This window comes from Salinisphaera shabanensis E1L3A (assembly GCF_000215955.2).
Taxonomy (GTDB): Bacteria; Pseudomonadota; Gammaproteobacteria; order Nevskiales; family Salinisphaeraceae; genus Salinisphaera; species Salinisphaera shabanensis.
Map to the genome: position 1 here is coordinate 1 of NZ_AFNV02000029.1, position 14,473 is coordinate 14,473.

Below are 14,473 nucleotides of genomic sequence, written 5' to 3' on the forward strand. Positions count from 1 at the left end.
CGTCGATAAATGCCCATTCCAGATCAGGGTCGGTGATCAGCGCTTTGGCAATCCGCCACCACTTCCCGCTCTGAGACCAGGCGCGGAAGCGTTTGTAGACCGCGTTCCAAGCGCCAAAGACCTCGGGCAGGTCGCGCCAAGGGCAACCTGTACGCATTCGGTAGAGCATGCCTTCAACCGTCAGACGTAAATCCGATTTGTCGTAGATCGATTCGGCAAGCAAAATACGTTTGAGCTTGGACCAATGCTCATCTGTGAGTATTTGTCGGGCCATCGCAGGCTCGTCGTTGTGTTGCTGGTAACACCACAATACGAGCCTGCCTTTCCTACAATCAATAACTTAGCGCGAAACGGCAACACGCCCTAAGAAACGAGCGTTTATTGGTCGTCGCTGTATTCCTTGTCGAGCAGATCGTTGGCCCGCTTGATGAGATAGGCATGGATCTTGTCGATTTCGTCCGGTTCGAGCACCTCGGCATAGGACGGCATGCCCTTGCTCAAGCGCGCGCCCATCACGATCGCCTTGAAATGATCGTGGGTATCGGCCGACAGGCGACGCAGATCGGGGGTCACACCGCCGCTCGCGGCATTCATACCGTGACACTGGCTGCAATGACCGTTCATCAGGTCCTTGCCTTCGGCAATCTCCTCGGCGCTCGCGGTCTGCTCCGGCGGTTCCGGCTTGGCCAGCGGCGGGAAATCAGGCTCGGCCAGCTTTTCGTCGCCGCCGATCTTGAAGGTCAACACCTCGGCGTACGGGCGCACACCCGCGTTCTTGGACTGACCGCCCGCAAACGTGGAGAACGCACCGCCCCAGCCCACCATGAAGGTGACGTACTGTTCGCCACCGGCCATATAAGTCACCGGCGCGGCCATCACGCCGCTGTTGGCCGGTGATTCCCACAGCTTCTTGCCGTCGGTCGCACGATAGGCCACCACGCGGCCGTCGGCGGTGCCTTCGAATACGAGGTTACCCGCGGTCGAGAGCGTGCCGCCGTTGAAGATGGTCTGTGCGGTACTTCCCAAACCTTTTCCTGCTTGACCGGATCCCAGGCCAGCAGCCCGCCGGTCCAGCGATCGGCCCATGACTGCATTTCCTCGGCATCGTCGGACATGGCCGCGGCATTCGTACCCAGCTGGTAGAAGCCCTTCTGCGGCGTCCATTCGGGGTCCCGTACGTCTTCGTAGGTCACCTCGAAGTAATGCTTGGGTATATAGACCAGGCCGGTGTTCGGGTTGTACGACATCGGCTGCCAGTCGTGGCCGCCCCAGAAGCCCGGCTGTACGACGACCGGGCCGTCCTGTTCCCAGTACTTGGCGTGATCGGTGAACACCGGACGCCCGGTTTCCAGATCCACCTTCTCGGCCCAGTTGACCGGCGCATATTTCTCGGCCGAGATCACCTTGCCGGTCTTGCGGTCGAGCACGTAGAAGAAGCCGTTCTTGGGCGCCTGCATGATCACTTCACGTTTCTTGCCGTCGATTTCGAGATCGGCAAGGATCATGTGCTGGGTCGCGGTGTAGTCCCAGGCATCGCCCGGCGTGGTCTGGTAATGCCAGACATACTCGCCGTTGTCGGGGTTGATGGCCAGAATCGACGACAGGAACAGATTGTCGCCCTTGGCATCCGAACGTGCCTTGTAATTCCACATCGAGCCGTTGCCCACACCGACGTAGAGCAGGTTCAGGTCCGGATCGTAGGCCATGGAATCCCAGGCCGTGCCGCCGCCGCCCTGCTCGATCCAGGCATCGCCGTGCCAGGTCTTGGCGGCCATTTCCAGCGCTTCGTTTTCCTGTGGCTCGGCCGGGTCGCCCGGCACGGTGAAAAAGCGCCAGGCCTTGTCGCCGGTTTCGGTATCGTAGGCGGTGATATAGCCGCGCACGCCGAACTCGGCGCCGCTGTTGCCGATGATCACCTTGTCCTTGACGATACGCGGCGCACCGGTAATGCCGTAGCTGCGGTCGTGGTCGATGATCGTATCGACCGACCACACTTCCTCGCCGCTGGCGGCATCGATGGCGACCATGCGCCCGTCCAGCGTGCCGAGAAAGACCTTGCCTTTCCAAACGGCCACGCCGCGGTTGACCACGCCGCAGCAGAAGCTCGCCGCCTTGGTGCGATCGACCTTCGGGTCGTGCTTCCACAGCAGCTCGCCGGAGGCGGCATCGAAGGCATAGACGATGCTGTAGGCGCCGGTGGTATACATCACGCCGTCGACCACGATCGGCGTGGCCTCGACGCCGCGATCGACGTCCAGCTTGTACTGCCAGGTCAGACCCAGCTCATCGACGTTCTCGTCGCTGATATCGTCCAGCGGGCTATAGCGCTGTTCGTCGTAGGTCCGGCCGGTGCTCATCCAGTTGCCGGGTTCCTTGTCGGCATTGATGATGCGCTCGCCGTCGACATCGGCCGGCCCGCGTGCGCCGCTGCCCGTTTCGGCTAACGCCACGGGCTGGCAGAACGCGAACAGCACCAGGGCGAGCCCGGTATGACGTCGCCAGGCCTGCGACGGGTGGAATCTCTGCGTATTCATATTGTTGTTTCTCCTCGGTGCGTTAGCCGTGCTGCATGTAGACGACGTGCGTCTCCATGAACTCGTAGAGGCCGTGCTTGCCGTCGGCACCGCCGATGCCGGACTTACGCCGGCCGGCATGAAAGCCCTGCATGGCCTCGAAATTCTCGCGGTTGATATAGGTTTCGCCGTATTGCAGTGTGCGTACCGCCTGCATCGCGGCATTGATGTTCGTGGTGTAGATCGACGAGGTGAGGCCGTAGTCGGAATCGTTGGCGAGCGCGATGGCTTCATCCAACGAATCGACGGTCTGCATCGGCAGAACCGGGCCGAAGATCTCGTCGCGCATGATCGCCATGTCGGCCCGGCAATCGGTCAGCAACGTGGGCAGATAGTGATAACCCTGGCCCAGATCGGCCGTGCTACCGCCGGTGACCACCGTGGCACCGTCGACTTTTGCCTGCTCGACCATGGCGGCGACCTTGTCCAGCCCGGCCTTGTTGATGAGCGGGCCCATGTCGAGGTCGTTTTCGGCTGACGGGTCGCCGTAGCGAGTCGCCTTCAAATGGGCCGCAATCTTCTCGGCCAGCGGCTCGGCAACGCTTTTCTCGACATAGATACGCTCGGCGCAGTTGCAGACCTGGCCGGTGTTGATGGTGCGCGAAGCGCAGATCGCTTTCGCGGCCAAATCCAGATCGGCATCGGCCAGTACGATCGCCGGCGCCTTGCCGCCGAGTTCCAGATTCACCCGCGTAAGATTCTTAGCCGCGGTGGCCATGATCCGCGAGCCGGTCGCGACGCTGCCGGTGAAGGTGATTAGGCGCACGTCCGGATGCGCACACAGCGCGTTGCCGGTAATCTCGCCACGGCCGCCCACGAGATTGAATACACCCGCCGGCAAGTCGGTTTCGGCGACCAGCTTTGCGAACGCGTAGGCATTGAGCGGCGTTTCTTCGCTGGGCTTGATGACCACGGTATTACCCGTGACCAGCGCGGGCGCCATCTTGCGGGCGATCAGAAAGAACGGAAAATTCCAGGGCAGGATGCCGGCCACCACGCCCACCGGCTTGCGCAGCAGGAAGATGCTTTCGCCGGCCCGATCGCTCTCGATGACCTCGCCCTCGATACGACGCGCCCATTCGGCCATGTAGTCGATATAGTCGGCGGTGAAGTTGACTTCCACCTCGGCCAGCGCCCGCACCTTGCCCTGTTCGCGCACGATGATATCGGCGAACTCGGCCACGCGCTCACGCAGTTTCGCGCTGATCTGGCGCAGATAACCGGCGCGCTCGATCGCCGGGCGCTTTTCCCAGGCGGGCTGGGCGCGACGCGCGGCGGCCACGGCCGTATTCACCACTTCGGCATCGCTGTCGGGAATATGGCCGATGGTGGCCTGGGTGGCCGGGTTTTCGACCGCGATCGATTCGCCGCGGGCGGCCACGAAATGACCGTCGATAAAATTCTGTTCGGGTTCTGCCGGCTGGCTCATGAATAGCGCTCCTTGTCGAAAGAAAACGCTCGAGGCCGAGAATCGACGCATGGGCGCAGACGATGACCGACCGCTATCGCAGCGGAACAGACATCGCCGGGGCACGCCGTTTTGGGATCTCCTCGAACGCCATTTTTTACGCGGCTGTCATGCAGGCCGCGTTTTATTGAATGACCACAGGCGCAAACGGCGTGCCAGCCGATAGGCGTACGAAAAGGCTACGGCGTAGCGTGCACGGACAGAGAGTCAAGCCGCTGTTTTAGCGTAATTTTTTATAGCAGCACAGGCGTTTGTGCCGCTCGCGTCATACGCGCGAGCGTGTGCAACAAGTGTTGCACCGCGACACCGTGAACGCGCCATCTGTTGCAATCCGTGCAACAGATGGTGCGTGTCTAAGCTAGCCGTCGGCCAGCTGCTCCCAGACACGGGCAACCGCCTCTGCGCCCGGATCGGTGAGATCGCGCAGCGCGTTCTCGGGCACGTAAGCCGAACGTCCGGCCTTGGCGTGGGTCATCGAACGCGTGGCATCGGCGCCGTCGCGGGCGGCCGTGGCGGCCGCGCCCAGATCATTGCCCTCGCCCAACGCCTCGGTCGCCGGAATGAGCGCATCGAGCAGTGTGCGATCGCCCTGGGCCGCGCCGCCATAATGCTGCATGCGTTCGATACCGCGCATGAGCGCCTCGCTCCAATTACTGCCCTCGTCCAGCGCCGCGCCGGTGGCCGTACACAGAATGGACAGCAGCACGCCGCTGGAACCACCCATGTCGCGCGCCAGAATTTCGCCGATCTCGTAAGCCATGCGTGCATCGTCGCCGCTGGATAGCACCTCGTTCTGCAAGGCATCGCGGATCGCTCGCGCGCCGGCCGCGAACGTCGTGCCGGTATCGCCATCACCGGCCTTGGCATCGAGCGCATCGAGTTCGTCCTTCGACTCGATCAGCCGCTGCACCACACGTTCGATACGCTGCTCACGATCGGCATCGCGCGCACCCGCCGGCTCGTTCGATGCCGCGCTCAACTCGACATCGAAGCTTTCGTTTTCACGAGCGCTATAGAGCCCCGGCCAGGCAATCGCGGCCACGGGTGATTCCAGCGCGCTTACGAAGTCGTCTTCGGCGGGCAGCAGCGTGACCGAGAAACCGTGCATATCCAGCGATGTCATCAATGCCGCCGGCGCAACCACACGAGCCACACGCTCGGCCGGCAGGCGGGCCAGCAATTCGTTGAAGAGCACGCCCATTTCCTGGGTCGCACAGCTGCCCAGGTTATTGAGCATGACGATCAGCGGCGCGTCACCGCTACCGCGTTCGTTTATGGCTTCGAGCAAGGGGGCGACTACCAGCTGCATCGCATCGCCGGCATCCACCGGGTCGACTTCGCGCACGCCCGGTTCGTTGTGTATGCCCAGGCCGAGCTCGGCAGCACGCCGGTCGATGGCATGACCCGGCAGCGTACAACTCGACAGCGACAGGCCGATCGAGCACAGCCCGTCGCATACGCGCTGGGCCATATCGGCTACGGTGTCGAGGTCCGCGCCTTCGGCGGCATAGTGGCCGGCAATCTTGTGGACCAGCACGGTACCGGCCAGACCGCGCTTCTGGGTCGCCTCATCTAGCGCAATATCGTCGGCGACAATCACGCTACGCACGCGATAGCCCTCGCGGGTGGCGCGTTCGGCCGCCAGGCCGAAGTTGAGCCGATCGCCGGTATAGTTCTTGATGACCAGCAGGCAGCCGGCCTCGCCGCAGGTCGCACGGATGGCGGCAAGCACCGCTTCGACGCTGGGCGAGGTAAAGATATCGCCGGCGATGGCGCCAGCGAGCATGCCCTTACCCACGAACCCCGCATGCGACGGTTCGTGCCCGGCGCCCCCACCGGACAGAACGGCGACTCGCTGCTTGTTCCAGTGGCGATCGACGACCACACGCACGCCGTGCGTTTCGGCACTGCGCTTGACCGGCGCGATACGAGCCAGGCCGTCGATCACTTCGTCGACGACACGCTCCGGAGCGTTATAAAAGAAGTCCATTGCTCATTCCTTCCTTGGCTAAAAGGCGATGCACGCGCCACAACGAACGCAGCACGTTCAGACTATCAGGACGAACGATTGCATCTGCCGCACCGGTTATTAGCCGTCCTGCGCCAGGCGTACTGTGCGGCTTGTTCGAACGTCACCGAAATTTACTCGCCGATGCTTGATTTACCCCAACAAGGCACCAGACTATGTCGCCCCGACACCACCGCGCCGTTGCAGCATATCGACTGACCTCCAACGGATTCTGGAGCCGCCATGCCAGCCTACTTCGACAATCGTATCGAGCTGCATGAGCACGCGGGGCAGCTCTGCGTTTATGCCGGCCCGCAGCTAATCGGCCAGACCGACACGGCGCTGCGCCTGGCCGAACGCGGCTATGCCGATCGCTTCTATCTGCCCTGGTCCGCGATCGAGTCGCATTGCTTGCAGCGCTCCGACAAGCAAACGTATTGCCCATACAAGGGCGATACGCGCTACTACCATGTGGTGATCGACGATGTGTCATACGACAACGCGGCGTGGGTGTATCCGCAGCCGCGTTCCGAGATGGCTGCGATCGCCGGGCGTATCGCTTTTGATCATCCGCAGGTCACGCTTGAGATCGCGCCCCGGCAATAGCCGCGGCCCGATCAGCCGATAGAGAGTTCCAGCCGGTGCCGGGCTCGACTTTCTACTTCTGTTTCTTTTTCTGTTCGCTTCTGGTTTTTCGATGACACGCTTGGCCACTTCGCTCATTGCACTGATTGCCAGCATCGCCCTGCTGGTCAGCGGCAACGCCTTCCTGATGACCCTGCTCGGCCTGCGCCTGAGCGTAGAAGGATTTTCCACCAGCCTCATCGGCTGGATTCTGGTGTGTTATTCCGTGGGCTTCACGCTGGGTACCGTCTTTGCCGAGCGCGTGGTCGAACGGGTCGGGCATATCCGTGCCTTTGCCGTGTTCGCAGCCGCGCTCGGGGTCACGATCCAGATCTACCCGCTCGCGGTGAATGCGCCGCTATGGGCTGCGCTGCGCGCCTTCGCCGGCTTTGCCATGGCCGGCTTGATGATCGTCATGGAAAGCTGGTTCTCGAGCCGGGCGACCAACGACAACCGGGCGCGTCTGTTCGCGGTCTACCAAATCGTGTTCTTTCTTTCGACAGCGTCCGGCCAGCTGCTGATCAACGTCAGCGCGCCGGAAAATGTTTTCCCGTTCACGCTCGCGGCGATGCTGGTGACCATCGCGGTGGTGCCACTGTCGCTCACCCGTATGCAAGCGCCGACGATCGAAGGCGCGGAGCGGGTGTCGCTGCTCGCGCTTTATCGCCTGTCGCCGGTCGGCGTGAGCGGGGCGTTGATCGCCGGTTTGCTGGTCAACGCGTTCTATTCGATGGCGCCGGTCTATGCGGACCGGATCGGGCTGCCCACTGATCGGCTGTCCTTGTTCATGGCCAGCGCCATCGTGGGGGCGATGCTGCTGGCCTGGCCGGTCGGCCGGCTGTGCGATCGGTTCAATCGGCGGCGCGTGCTCATGGCCGTACTGACGGTGGCTGCGCTGACCAGTGGCGCGATTCCATTCGTGGGCAATACGCATGCTGTGGCCCTTATCGCGGTGGTCGGTCTTTATATGGGTCTGTCGGCAGCGCTTTACCCGGTATCGGTTGCAATTACCAACGACCAGATGCCCAGCCACCGAATCACTGCCGCAAGCACGACCCTGCTGCTGGCCTACGGTATCGGCAGCTGCATTGGTCCGGTAGTCGCCGCTACCGCCATGGACGAACTCGGCCCGAACGGGCTGTTCTATACCAACACCGCCTTTCTTGTGGTGCTGGGTGCCTATCTGCTTTATCGTCTGCAACGGCGCGCCGACGTGCCGGCCGAGGATCGTGTCGATTACTACACCACCTCGCCGCAGGGTGGCCGTCATCTCTATGCGCTGGACCCGCGCAACGCCGATTTCAAACCTCGAGGCGAGACGGCCCGAGCTGCCGGCATGCGCATCGGGCGTACTGTATTGGGCGCCGCCGGGCGCGCTCACGCGGCTACGCGCGGGCGTTGAGCAAGCGTGGCCAGTGATAGAACAAATCGTGACGCCGATGCGTCGAAGCATTCAACCCGGCGCTTCTGGTGCCGATAGTGCGGGTACAACGAAACGCATCGGTACACGTCAGCCAGGTCGCGCATGGAAGTGAAGGACGCCCCCCGCATCGAAATCAACGACGGTGACCGAGTAGCCAGCGCGTTCGAGACCCTGCAGCAGCGCCCGTATTGCGATCTGCGGCTGGAATGCGTGGCCACCGGCGAGCGCTTTGATATCGAAGAATTCCGTATCGAAGCCAGCGGCCAGCGCATTCGTCTGATGATCGATGTCCTCGGTCTGCCGCGCGATCGCTTCGCCACCGGTGTACGCCTGCATGCCAGCCTGGGTGTGGAAGCGCTATTGTTTACCGGCATCGAGGTCGAGAACTTCAGTATTGAAGCCGATCCGCCGGAGCTGGTCATCGCCAAGCCCGAACGGGTTTATGTTTCCAACAAACGCGAGTCCACGCGTATTCGCCTGGTTCGCGGCATGCGTGCGTTGGTGCAGCTGCAGGTGTACGAGGACCGAAACCCCCTCGACGCGCGGCTGATGGATCTGTCGTTGGGCGGCTGCGGTATCGAAATCGATCTACGTGCCGGCATGCTGCTCGAATGCGATCAGCAGGTCGCTGCCCTATTCATCGAGTTTCCCAACGGCACGCGATCGGCGCTGTCGGCGGTGGTACGCCATGTCCAGATGGCGGAGCGAAACGCCCATGCCTATGTCGGCTTTTCGTTCGTACAGCGTGACGGCAATCGGCTGACCGAGGTGCCGGTATGGCTGCGCGAAATGGAGCGCGAGATCGCGTTCCGTGCCGGTCAGGGCCGTAATCACATGATTCAGCCCTCACGGCTGTTCATCGGCGGCGCCGAATCGCCGGTAGCGATTCGTCTCGACCAGCAGGAAAAAACGCCTTATGCCAGCACCACGTCGATGGTCGGCCCCCTGCGCGATATTGCCCACACGCTTGGCGTCACGGCCATCGCGTTGCGTCACGGGCGCGAACTGCCGGTCGACGATCTGTATCGATGTGCGGACACGCTCTGCGCGCTGCTGGCCGAGGACCGTCCGACCTTTCTTTATGCGCTGTGCTGTCTCAACGAACAACCGGCGTTGCTGCATCACTGTATTGTCGTTGCCGGCCGTCTCGCCGATCTCGTGCAGAACGACGAAACGCTGGTTCGCAATCTGCGCGATATTGTCGTCGCCGCGCTCGTGCACGATCTCGGCAATATCCGACAGGCCGGCCCGCAGACCGCTTCGGCTGATTCGCTGATTACCGATCCGAGCGCACCAACCAACAGCCATCGCGAACTGATCGAAGCCCTCGGTTCGGCCGGCTCATGGGCCGCCAGTGGCGCCCGGCGCGCGGTTATCGAATGCCTGAACTCGACCGACGCCGATGTCGCGCAACTACCGGTCGCGTTGGCGTCGTTGGCACGCGCGGCGCGAATCGTCGATCTGATCGAAGTAAAAAGTCGTGGCGGTATTGGCGCCCACGAAGCGGGCACGCCGCTGCAGGTGTTTCGCACCCTCTATCACAACTGCGACGAAGCCGAGCGCGAATGGCTACAGCGCTATATGAAACGCCAGGGCATATACCCGATCGGCAGCCTCGTTCATTGTTCGAGCGGCTTTCTCGCCTGGGTGCTGCAACTCGGTGAAGACGGTCAGCCATCGCGCATACGCGTGGTGCGCAGCCTCAACAATGCACGCAAACTCAACCAGATTCTCGGTCGGGCGGATTTCTCGCAAATCGGCAAGATCGATCAACCGGCATTGCCGCAGCGTTTCGGGCTGTCCCCTTTCTAGCCCGGGCATCGTCACCTGGCCGACCGAAAGCGCGCGTACCATAGGCGCGCCTGATAGAGGTGCTCGTATTTCTTCGGTCCGGGAAGGGTTTCGATGATCGTCACAATTGCGCTGATCGCGCTGACCTGCGCTGTTTCGTTTACCGCTTTCCAGAATCGCGACATGATGGAGCGGCTGATCTTCTGGCCACCAGCCGTCAATCGCGGCGAGTACCAGCGCCTGCTCACCCATGGTTTCATTCATGCGGACGGCCAGCATCTGCTGTTCAACATGATCACGCTGTTCTTCTTCGGGCGTGTGATCGAGGGCTTTTTCGAACGCTATATCGGCGCCGTGGGATTCGCGCTCTTTTACCTCGTCGGTGTGGTGGTGGCGATCGTTCCGAGCTATCTCCAGCATCGTAACGACAGCCGTTATCGCAGTCTCGGCGCGTCCGGCGCCGTATCGGCGGTGTTGTTTGCGTACGTGCTGATCGCGCCCTGGTCGACGATCTACGTGTTCTTCTTTCCGATTCCGGCGATCGTCTATGCCGGGTTGTTTACTGCATACGGCCTGTACGCCGGGCGGCTCGGGCACGACCACATCAACCACAGCGCGCACCTGTGGGGCGCCGGCTATGGCGTACTGTTCTCGCTGTGTATGGAGCCGCGTCTGGCCGGCGTGTTCATCGAAAATCTGATGAAACCGCTCGGCGGCTAGCCATGAAGCTTCTTTTCGGACTTTTGCTGCTGTCGTTTCTCGGCTGGCTGGCAGTCAACCTTGTCATTCAGCGCCTGCGCCGACTGCGCGGCGAGCCGATCCCGGAACGTAAAGGCCCGCGTACGGTCACGTACGTGTGTATCGGGCTGGTCGCGATCTATGCACTGCTGATCCTCTGGCGGGTCTATAACGAAGGTTTTTCCGCCTTTGGCTGAGTACGATTTTGCGAAAACCACTTGAGCCACACGTTCGCGCCGCTATACTGTGCGGCCGATCGCTGCTCCCTTCGTCTAGCGGTCCAGGACGTCGCCCTCTCACGGCGAAAACACGAGTTCGAGTCTCGTAGGGAGCGCCATCTTCGGGCTTCAGCCCGCTTCGACCCGACCCCGACCGTTGGATCGAGCAAGATGACGCGCGATATCGGCGCGATGAATAATGATCTGCGCACTGTCTTCACCGCTCGATTCCGCCACGCCGGCGCTTGCCGTGATATCCACGTGCCAAGCCTCGCTCACCATGCCTTGCCCCCGCAGGGCTTGCAGCAAACGCTCGATAGTCACCAGCGCCTGCGCCCGGCTGGTATCGGGCAGCAGTAGAAGAAGCTCGTTGTCGTCCCAGCGTCCGACATGGTCGCTCGCGCGCAGGGTTTCGTTGCAAAGCGCGGCGACATGATCCAGGGCCGCCTCGCCGGCGCCTTGTCCGTGCTGCGCATCGAGCGTTTCGAAATCATCGACCGCCAATAACGCCACGCTCACCGGCTCTTGTCGTGAGCGCGCCCGGTCGATTTCATCCTGAAGTTGGCGCTCGAGCCGGTCACGATCGCTTAAATCGGTGAGCGCGTCCGTCGCCGGGCCAAACTGCTCACGCGCCTGTTTCAGCAGTACAATGCTATTTTCGATCCCGATCTCCTGCCCGACCCATTGCGCAAGCGCGGCGATCAGATCGAGGTCTGCCTGGCCGAACAGCCCATCTGCTTCGTGCCCTGCGAAATAGAGCGTGCCGTAGACCCTGCGCCCCATCGGTATGGGGCAACCGATATAACAGCCGACTTCGACACGATCGCCGTATCGCCGCAGCGGTACGTGCTTGTAGGTAAGTCCATCACGACGAAACGGCGCATTGCGCTCGATCGCATGGTCACAGTAGGTATCGCCACGGTTGAAGGCATCGCCGATATGAAAACCGTCGTCCGGCCCGGTGGCATCGATGACTGTCAGCTCATTATCGACCAGCTCGCTGATAGCGCCATACGGGGTGCCGAAATGTTCGCAGCCAAATGCCAGCAAGGCACGACGGCGCTCATCGAATGGCAGACCGGGATCGAACACGACACGACGCAGCGCATGCAATACCTGATCGGAACATGACCAGACGCTGACATCGTGTACGACCTCGATATACAACAGTTCCTCATGTCGCGGATCGCGAATGGTGGCAACGAGCGTCTGCGCATCGAAAGTCGATCCATCGGCGCGCCGCCGACGCCCCAGATAGCGGCGATAGCCCTGCCCCAGATCGGCACTGGCTTGTAGCACGTCCTCCGACGGCAACGCCTGCGCCTCGGTAAAGAAGTCACTCGCCTTGCGCCCTATCATGTCGCTTTCCTGACAGCCGAACAGCGACAGCGCCGCCGGGTTCGCGAAACAGATGCGACGGCCGCCGTCGGCGAACAGCACGGCCTGTTCGGCTTGCACGAACAGTCGCGCCAGTATCGTCCTCAGTAATTCCGAGGCGGGCGGGCGTTTGTCATCCATATCATGCATGGGGAAGGCCTTCTCCTACGGTCGCGTCTGCCACAGAGGATACGCAACGCGTGGTTATAGTACGCACCGATCGAATCCCGCACGTGCACGCGGTACGCGGCCGGTTCGCACGCTAAGTTTGATACACGCTGTTTTCGCCCCAAGGTCGAGGTTATCCCACGAAGACAAAGGCAACGCCATGACAAGCGAAACCGAACTTTTCCGTGAACAGGCCTATGTCGGGGGCCGCTGGATCGACGCCGCCGAGCAAGCGACCCGTGCGGTCGACGATCCGGCAACCGGCGAAACCATCGGCCATATTCCCGATCTGGAATCGGCGCGTTTACAGGGCGCGATCGACGCCGCCGATGCCGCGTTTGCGCGCTGGCGCGATACGGCCGTGACCACCCGCGCCGACAAGCTTCTTGCCTGGTACGACGGCATGCAGAAAAACCGCGAAACCCTGGCGCGGCTGATGACGCGCGAACAGGGCAAACCGATCGCGGAGGCGCGCGGCGAAGTCGACTATGCGGCCAGCTTCATTCGCTGGTTCGCCGAACAAGGCCGTCGCAGCAATGGCGTGAATATCCCAGCCGAAAACCCGGACATGGCGCTCGGCACGGTCGAAGAACCGGTCGGCGTGGTCGGCGTGATCACACCCTGGAATTTCCCGTTGGCAATGATCACCCGCAAGGCCGCGGCCGCGCTGGCGGCCGGCTGCACGGTAGTGGTCAAACCGGCGAGCGAAACCCCGTTTTCGGCGCTGGCGCTGGCAGCCCTGGCCGAGCAGGCCGGGCTCGATGACGGCGAATTCAACGTCGTGACCGGCGATGCCCAGCGTGTCTCCGAAAAGCTGTGCGCCGACACACGCGTACGTGCCCTGTCGTTCACCGGCTCGACGCCGATCGGCCGCCAGTTGCTGCGTGACGGGGCCGATACGGTCAAGCGCATGTCGATGGAGCTGGGCGGCAATGCGCCGTTGATCGTCTGCGAAGACGCCGATCTCGACACGGCGGTGGAATCGGCAATCGCTGCCAGATTTCAGACCAGCGGCCAGGACTGCGTGGCGGCAAACCGAATGTTCGTGCATCGGTCGTTGTACGACGAGTTCGTCGAGCGATTTGCTGACCGCATGAACGCGCTGGCCGTCGGCAACGGCTTCGACGAAGCCAGCGATATCGGCCCGCTCATCCACGAGCGCGCGGTCGAAAAAGCCAAGGCGCTGGCCGACGACGCCGAGGATAACGGCGCACGCGTGATCGGACGTGCCCAGGCCAACGCGCCGGGCGCGCGCTTCTTCATGCCGACTCTGCTCGCCGATATCACGCCCGAAATGCGCATCTTTTCCGAAGAAGCCTTCGCGCCGTTGGCCGCGGTATGCGCCTTTGATGATGACGACGCGGTCATCGCCAGTGCCAACGATACCGAGTACGGCCTCGCCGCCTATGTGCATACCCACTCGGATGCGCGTATCCGCAAGTTCATGCGCGGGCTCGATTACGGCATGGTCGGTGTAAACACCATGGATATCACCGGTCCGCATGTGCCTTTTGGTGGCATGAAGCAATCCGGCCTGGGGCGCGAGGGTGCCCATGCCGGTATGCAGGAATACCTGGAAACCAAGTACTACTGCCTGGGTGACGTGCCGGTGTGATCGCGCCGGCCGATCGCTGGCGCCGCGTCAGCCGCTGTTTGCCGGCGGCCCGGACGAGCCTGCTCTGTTCGGCTCGTCGATGTGCGTGCCGAAGAGCTCGGCCCGCCGGGCCGTGTCACGCTGATTGTGGGGCCGGCAATTCATCTATGTTCTGTCGGACCTGATTAACTCACACCGAAATCACACGAGGGCCCATTCATGGCTGCCATGTTCGAACCCAAGCACGCATCGACCCACGAGGAGCGCCGGGTCTACGGCCGCTACGAAAAGCTGTACACGCTCAACGATTTTTTTGCTGCGCTGTATTTCCTCGTCGGTTCGATCATGTTCTTTTATGAAAGCCTGATGGTTCCCGCGACCTGGTGCTTCACGCTCGGTTCTGTGCATTTTCTTCTGCGCCCGACGATCAAGGTCGCGCGCGAATTTCATATCGCCCAGTTGCCGCTGCCGGGCGACGACGAATAGTCGGG

The 14,473-nt window shown here is 62.1% G+C and carries 11 protein-coding genes, 1 tRNA gene and 1 pseudogene; 8 read left to right on the forward strand and 5 right to left on the reverse strand.

Annotation, left to right across the window (positions count from 1 at the left end):
* From SSPSH_RS15845 to SSPSH_RS15860, 4 genes and pseudogenes are all read right to left on the reverse strand, one after another.
* On the reverse strand, positions 1-274 hold a 274-nt coding region (locus SSPSH_RS15845), incomplete at its 3' end, for an IS5 family transposase (RefSeq protein ID WP_006912961.1).
* Positions 275-378: 104 nt separating this feature from the next.
* Positions 379-2,534, reverse strand: a pseudogene (locus tag SSPSH_RS15850) (PQQ-dependent dehydrogenase, methanol/ethanol family).
* Positions 2,535-2,556: 22 nt separating this feature from the next.
* Positions 2,557-4,002 (reverse strand): aldehyde dehydrogenase, encoded by a 1,446-nt coding sequence (gene aldA, locus SSPSH_RS15855; protein WP_006912962.1) that lies wholly within the window; start codon positions 4,000-4,002, stop codon positions 2,557-2,559.
* A 397-nt stretch (positions 4,003-4,399) separates the two neighbouring features.
* Positions 4,400-6,031 (reverse strand): dihydroxyacetone kinase subunit DhaK, encoded by a 1,632-nt coding sequence (locus SSPSH_RS15860; RefSeq protein WP_006912964.1) that lies wholly within the window; start codon positions 6,029-6,031, stop codon positions 4,400-4,402.
* 261 nt (positions 6,032-6,292) lie between these two features.
* Between SSPSH_RS15860 and SSPSH_RS15865 the strand changes: the two genes are divergently transcribed.
* From SSPSH_RS15865 to SSPSH_RS15890, 6 genes are all read left to right on the forward strand, one after another.
* Positions 6,293-6,655: a DUF427 domain-containing protein gene (locus tag SSPSH_RS15865; RefSeq protein WP_006912965.1), complete on the forward strand. Its 363-nt coding sequence runs from the start codon at positions 6,293-6,295 to the stop codon at positions 6,653-6,655.
* A 91-nt stretch (positions 6,656-6,746) separates the two neighbouring features.
* Positions 6,747-8,075 carry an MFS transporter gene (locus SSPSH_RS15870; protein WP_006912966.1) on the forward strand — a complete coding sequence of 443 codons (1,329 nt, stop codon included), beginning with the start codon at positions 6,747-6,749 and terminating at the stop codon, positions 8,073-8,075.
* Positions 8,076-8,198: 123 nt separating this feature from the next.
* Positions 8,199-9,908 carry a PilZ domain-containing protein gene (locus SSPSH_RS15875; RefSeq protein ID WP_006912967.1) on the forward strand — a complete coding sequence of 570 codons (1,710 nt, stop codon included), beginning with the start codon at positions 8,199-8,201 and terminating at the stop codon, positions 9,906-9,908.
* Between the two features lie 93 nt (positions 9,909-10,001).
* The gene (locus tag SSPSH_RS15880) at positions 10,002-10,607 is read left to right on the forward strand and encodes a rhomboid family intramembrane serine protease (protein WP_006912968.1); all 606 of its coding nucleotides are present in this window, start codon (positions 10,002-10,004) and stop codon (positions 10,605-10,607) included.
* Between the two features lie 2 nt (positions 10,608-10,609).
* Positions 10,610-10,822 carry a hypothetical protein gene (locus SSPSH_RS15885; protein WP_006912969.1) on the forward strand — a complete coding sequence of 71 codons (213 nt, stop codon included), beginning with the start codon at positions 10,610-10,612 and terminating at the stop codon, positions 10,820-10,822.
* A 64-nt stretch (positions 10,823-10,886) separates the two neighbouring features.
* A tRNA-Glu gene (locus SSPSH_RS15890) sits at positions 10,887-10,962 on the forward strand.
* A gap of 10 nt (positions 10,963-10,972) precedes the next feature.
* Here SSPSH_RS15890 and SSPSH_RS15895 read toward each other — a convergent pair.
* Positions 10,973-12,370 (reverse strand): sensor domain-containing diguanylate cyclase, encoded by a 1,398-nt coding sequence (locus SSPSH_RS15895; protein WP_006912970.1) that lies wholly within the window; start codon positions 12,368-12,370, stop codon positions 10,973-10,975.
* Between the two features lie 178 nt (positions 12,371-12,548).
* Between SSPSH_RS15895 and SSPSH_RS15900 the strand changes: the two genes are divergently transcribed.
* Positions 12,549-14,003, forward strand: coding sequence for an NAD-dependent succinate-semialdehyde dehydrogenase (locus SSPSH_RS15900; RefSeq protein WP_006912971.1), 1,455 nt, complete (start codon positions 12,549-12,551; stop codon positions 14,001-14,003).
* 198 nt (positions 14,004-14,201) lie between these two features.
* On the forward strand, positions 14,202-14,468 hold the full coding sequence (locus tag SSPSH_RS15905) for a YrhK family protein (protein ID WP_006912972.1): 267 nt from the start codon (positions 14,202-14,204) through the stop codon (positions 14,466-14,468).
* Positions 14,469-14,473: the final 5 nt, after the last annotated feature.

What these genes read in the sequence shown, in the direction of transcription:
- SSPSH_RS15905 (WP_006912972.1), top strand. Translation starts at nt 14,202, where the DNA reads ATGGCTGCCATGTTCGAACCCAAGCACGCATCGACCCACGAGGAGCGC.
- aldA (WP_006912962.1), bottom strand. Translation starts at nt 4,002, where the DNA reads ATGAGCCAGCCGGCAGAACCCGAACAGAATTTTATCGACGGTCATTTC.
- SSPSH_RS15880 (WP_006912968.1), top strand. Translation starts at nt 10,002, where the DNA reads ATGATCGTCACAATTGCGCTGATCGCGCTGACCTGCGCTGTTTCGTTT.
- SSPSH_RS15885 (WP_006912969.1), top strand. Translation starts at nt 10,610, where the DNA reads ATGAAGCTTCTTTTCGGACTTTTGCTGCTGTCGTTTCTCGGCTGGCTG.
- SSPSH_RS15870 (WP_006912966.1), top strand. Translation starts at nt 6,747, where the DNA reads ATGACACGCTTGGCCACTTCGCTCATTGCACTGATTGCCAGCATCGCC.
- SSPSH_RS15865 (WP_006912965.1), top strand. Translation starts at nt 6,293, where the DNA reads ATGCCAGCCTACTTCGACAATCGTATCGAGCTGCATGAGCACGCGGGG.
- SSPSH_RS15860 (WP_006912964.1), bottom strand. Translation starts at nt 6,031, where the DNA reads ATGGACTTCTTTTATAACGCTCCGGAGCGTGTCGTCGACGAAGTGATC.
- SSPSH_RS15900 (WP_006912971.1), top strand. Translation starts at nt 12,549, where the DNA reads ATGACAAGCGAAACCGAACTTTTCCGTGAACAGGCCTATGTCGGGGGC.
- SSPSH_RS15895 (WP_006912970.1), bottom strand. Translation starts at nt 12,370, where the DNA reads ATGCATGATATGGATGACAAACGCCCGCCCGCCTCGGAATTACTGAGG.
- SSPSH_RS15875 (WP_006912967.1), top strand. Translation starts at nt 8,199, where the DNA reads ATGGAAGTGAAGGACGCCCCCCGCATCGAAATCAACGACGGTGACCGA.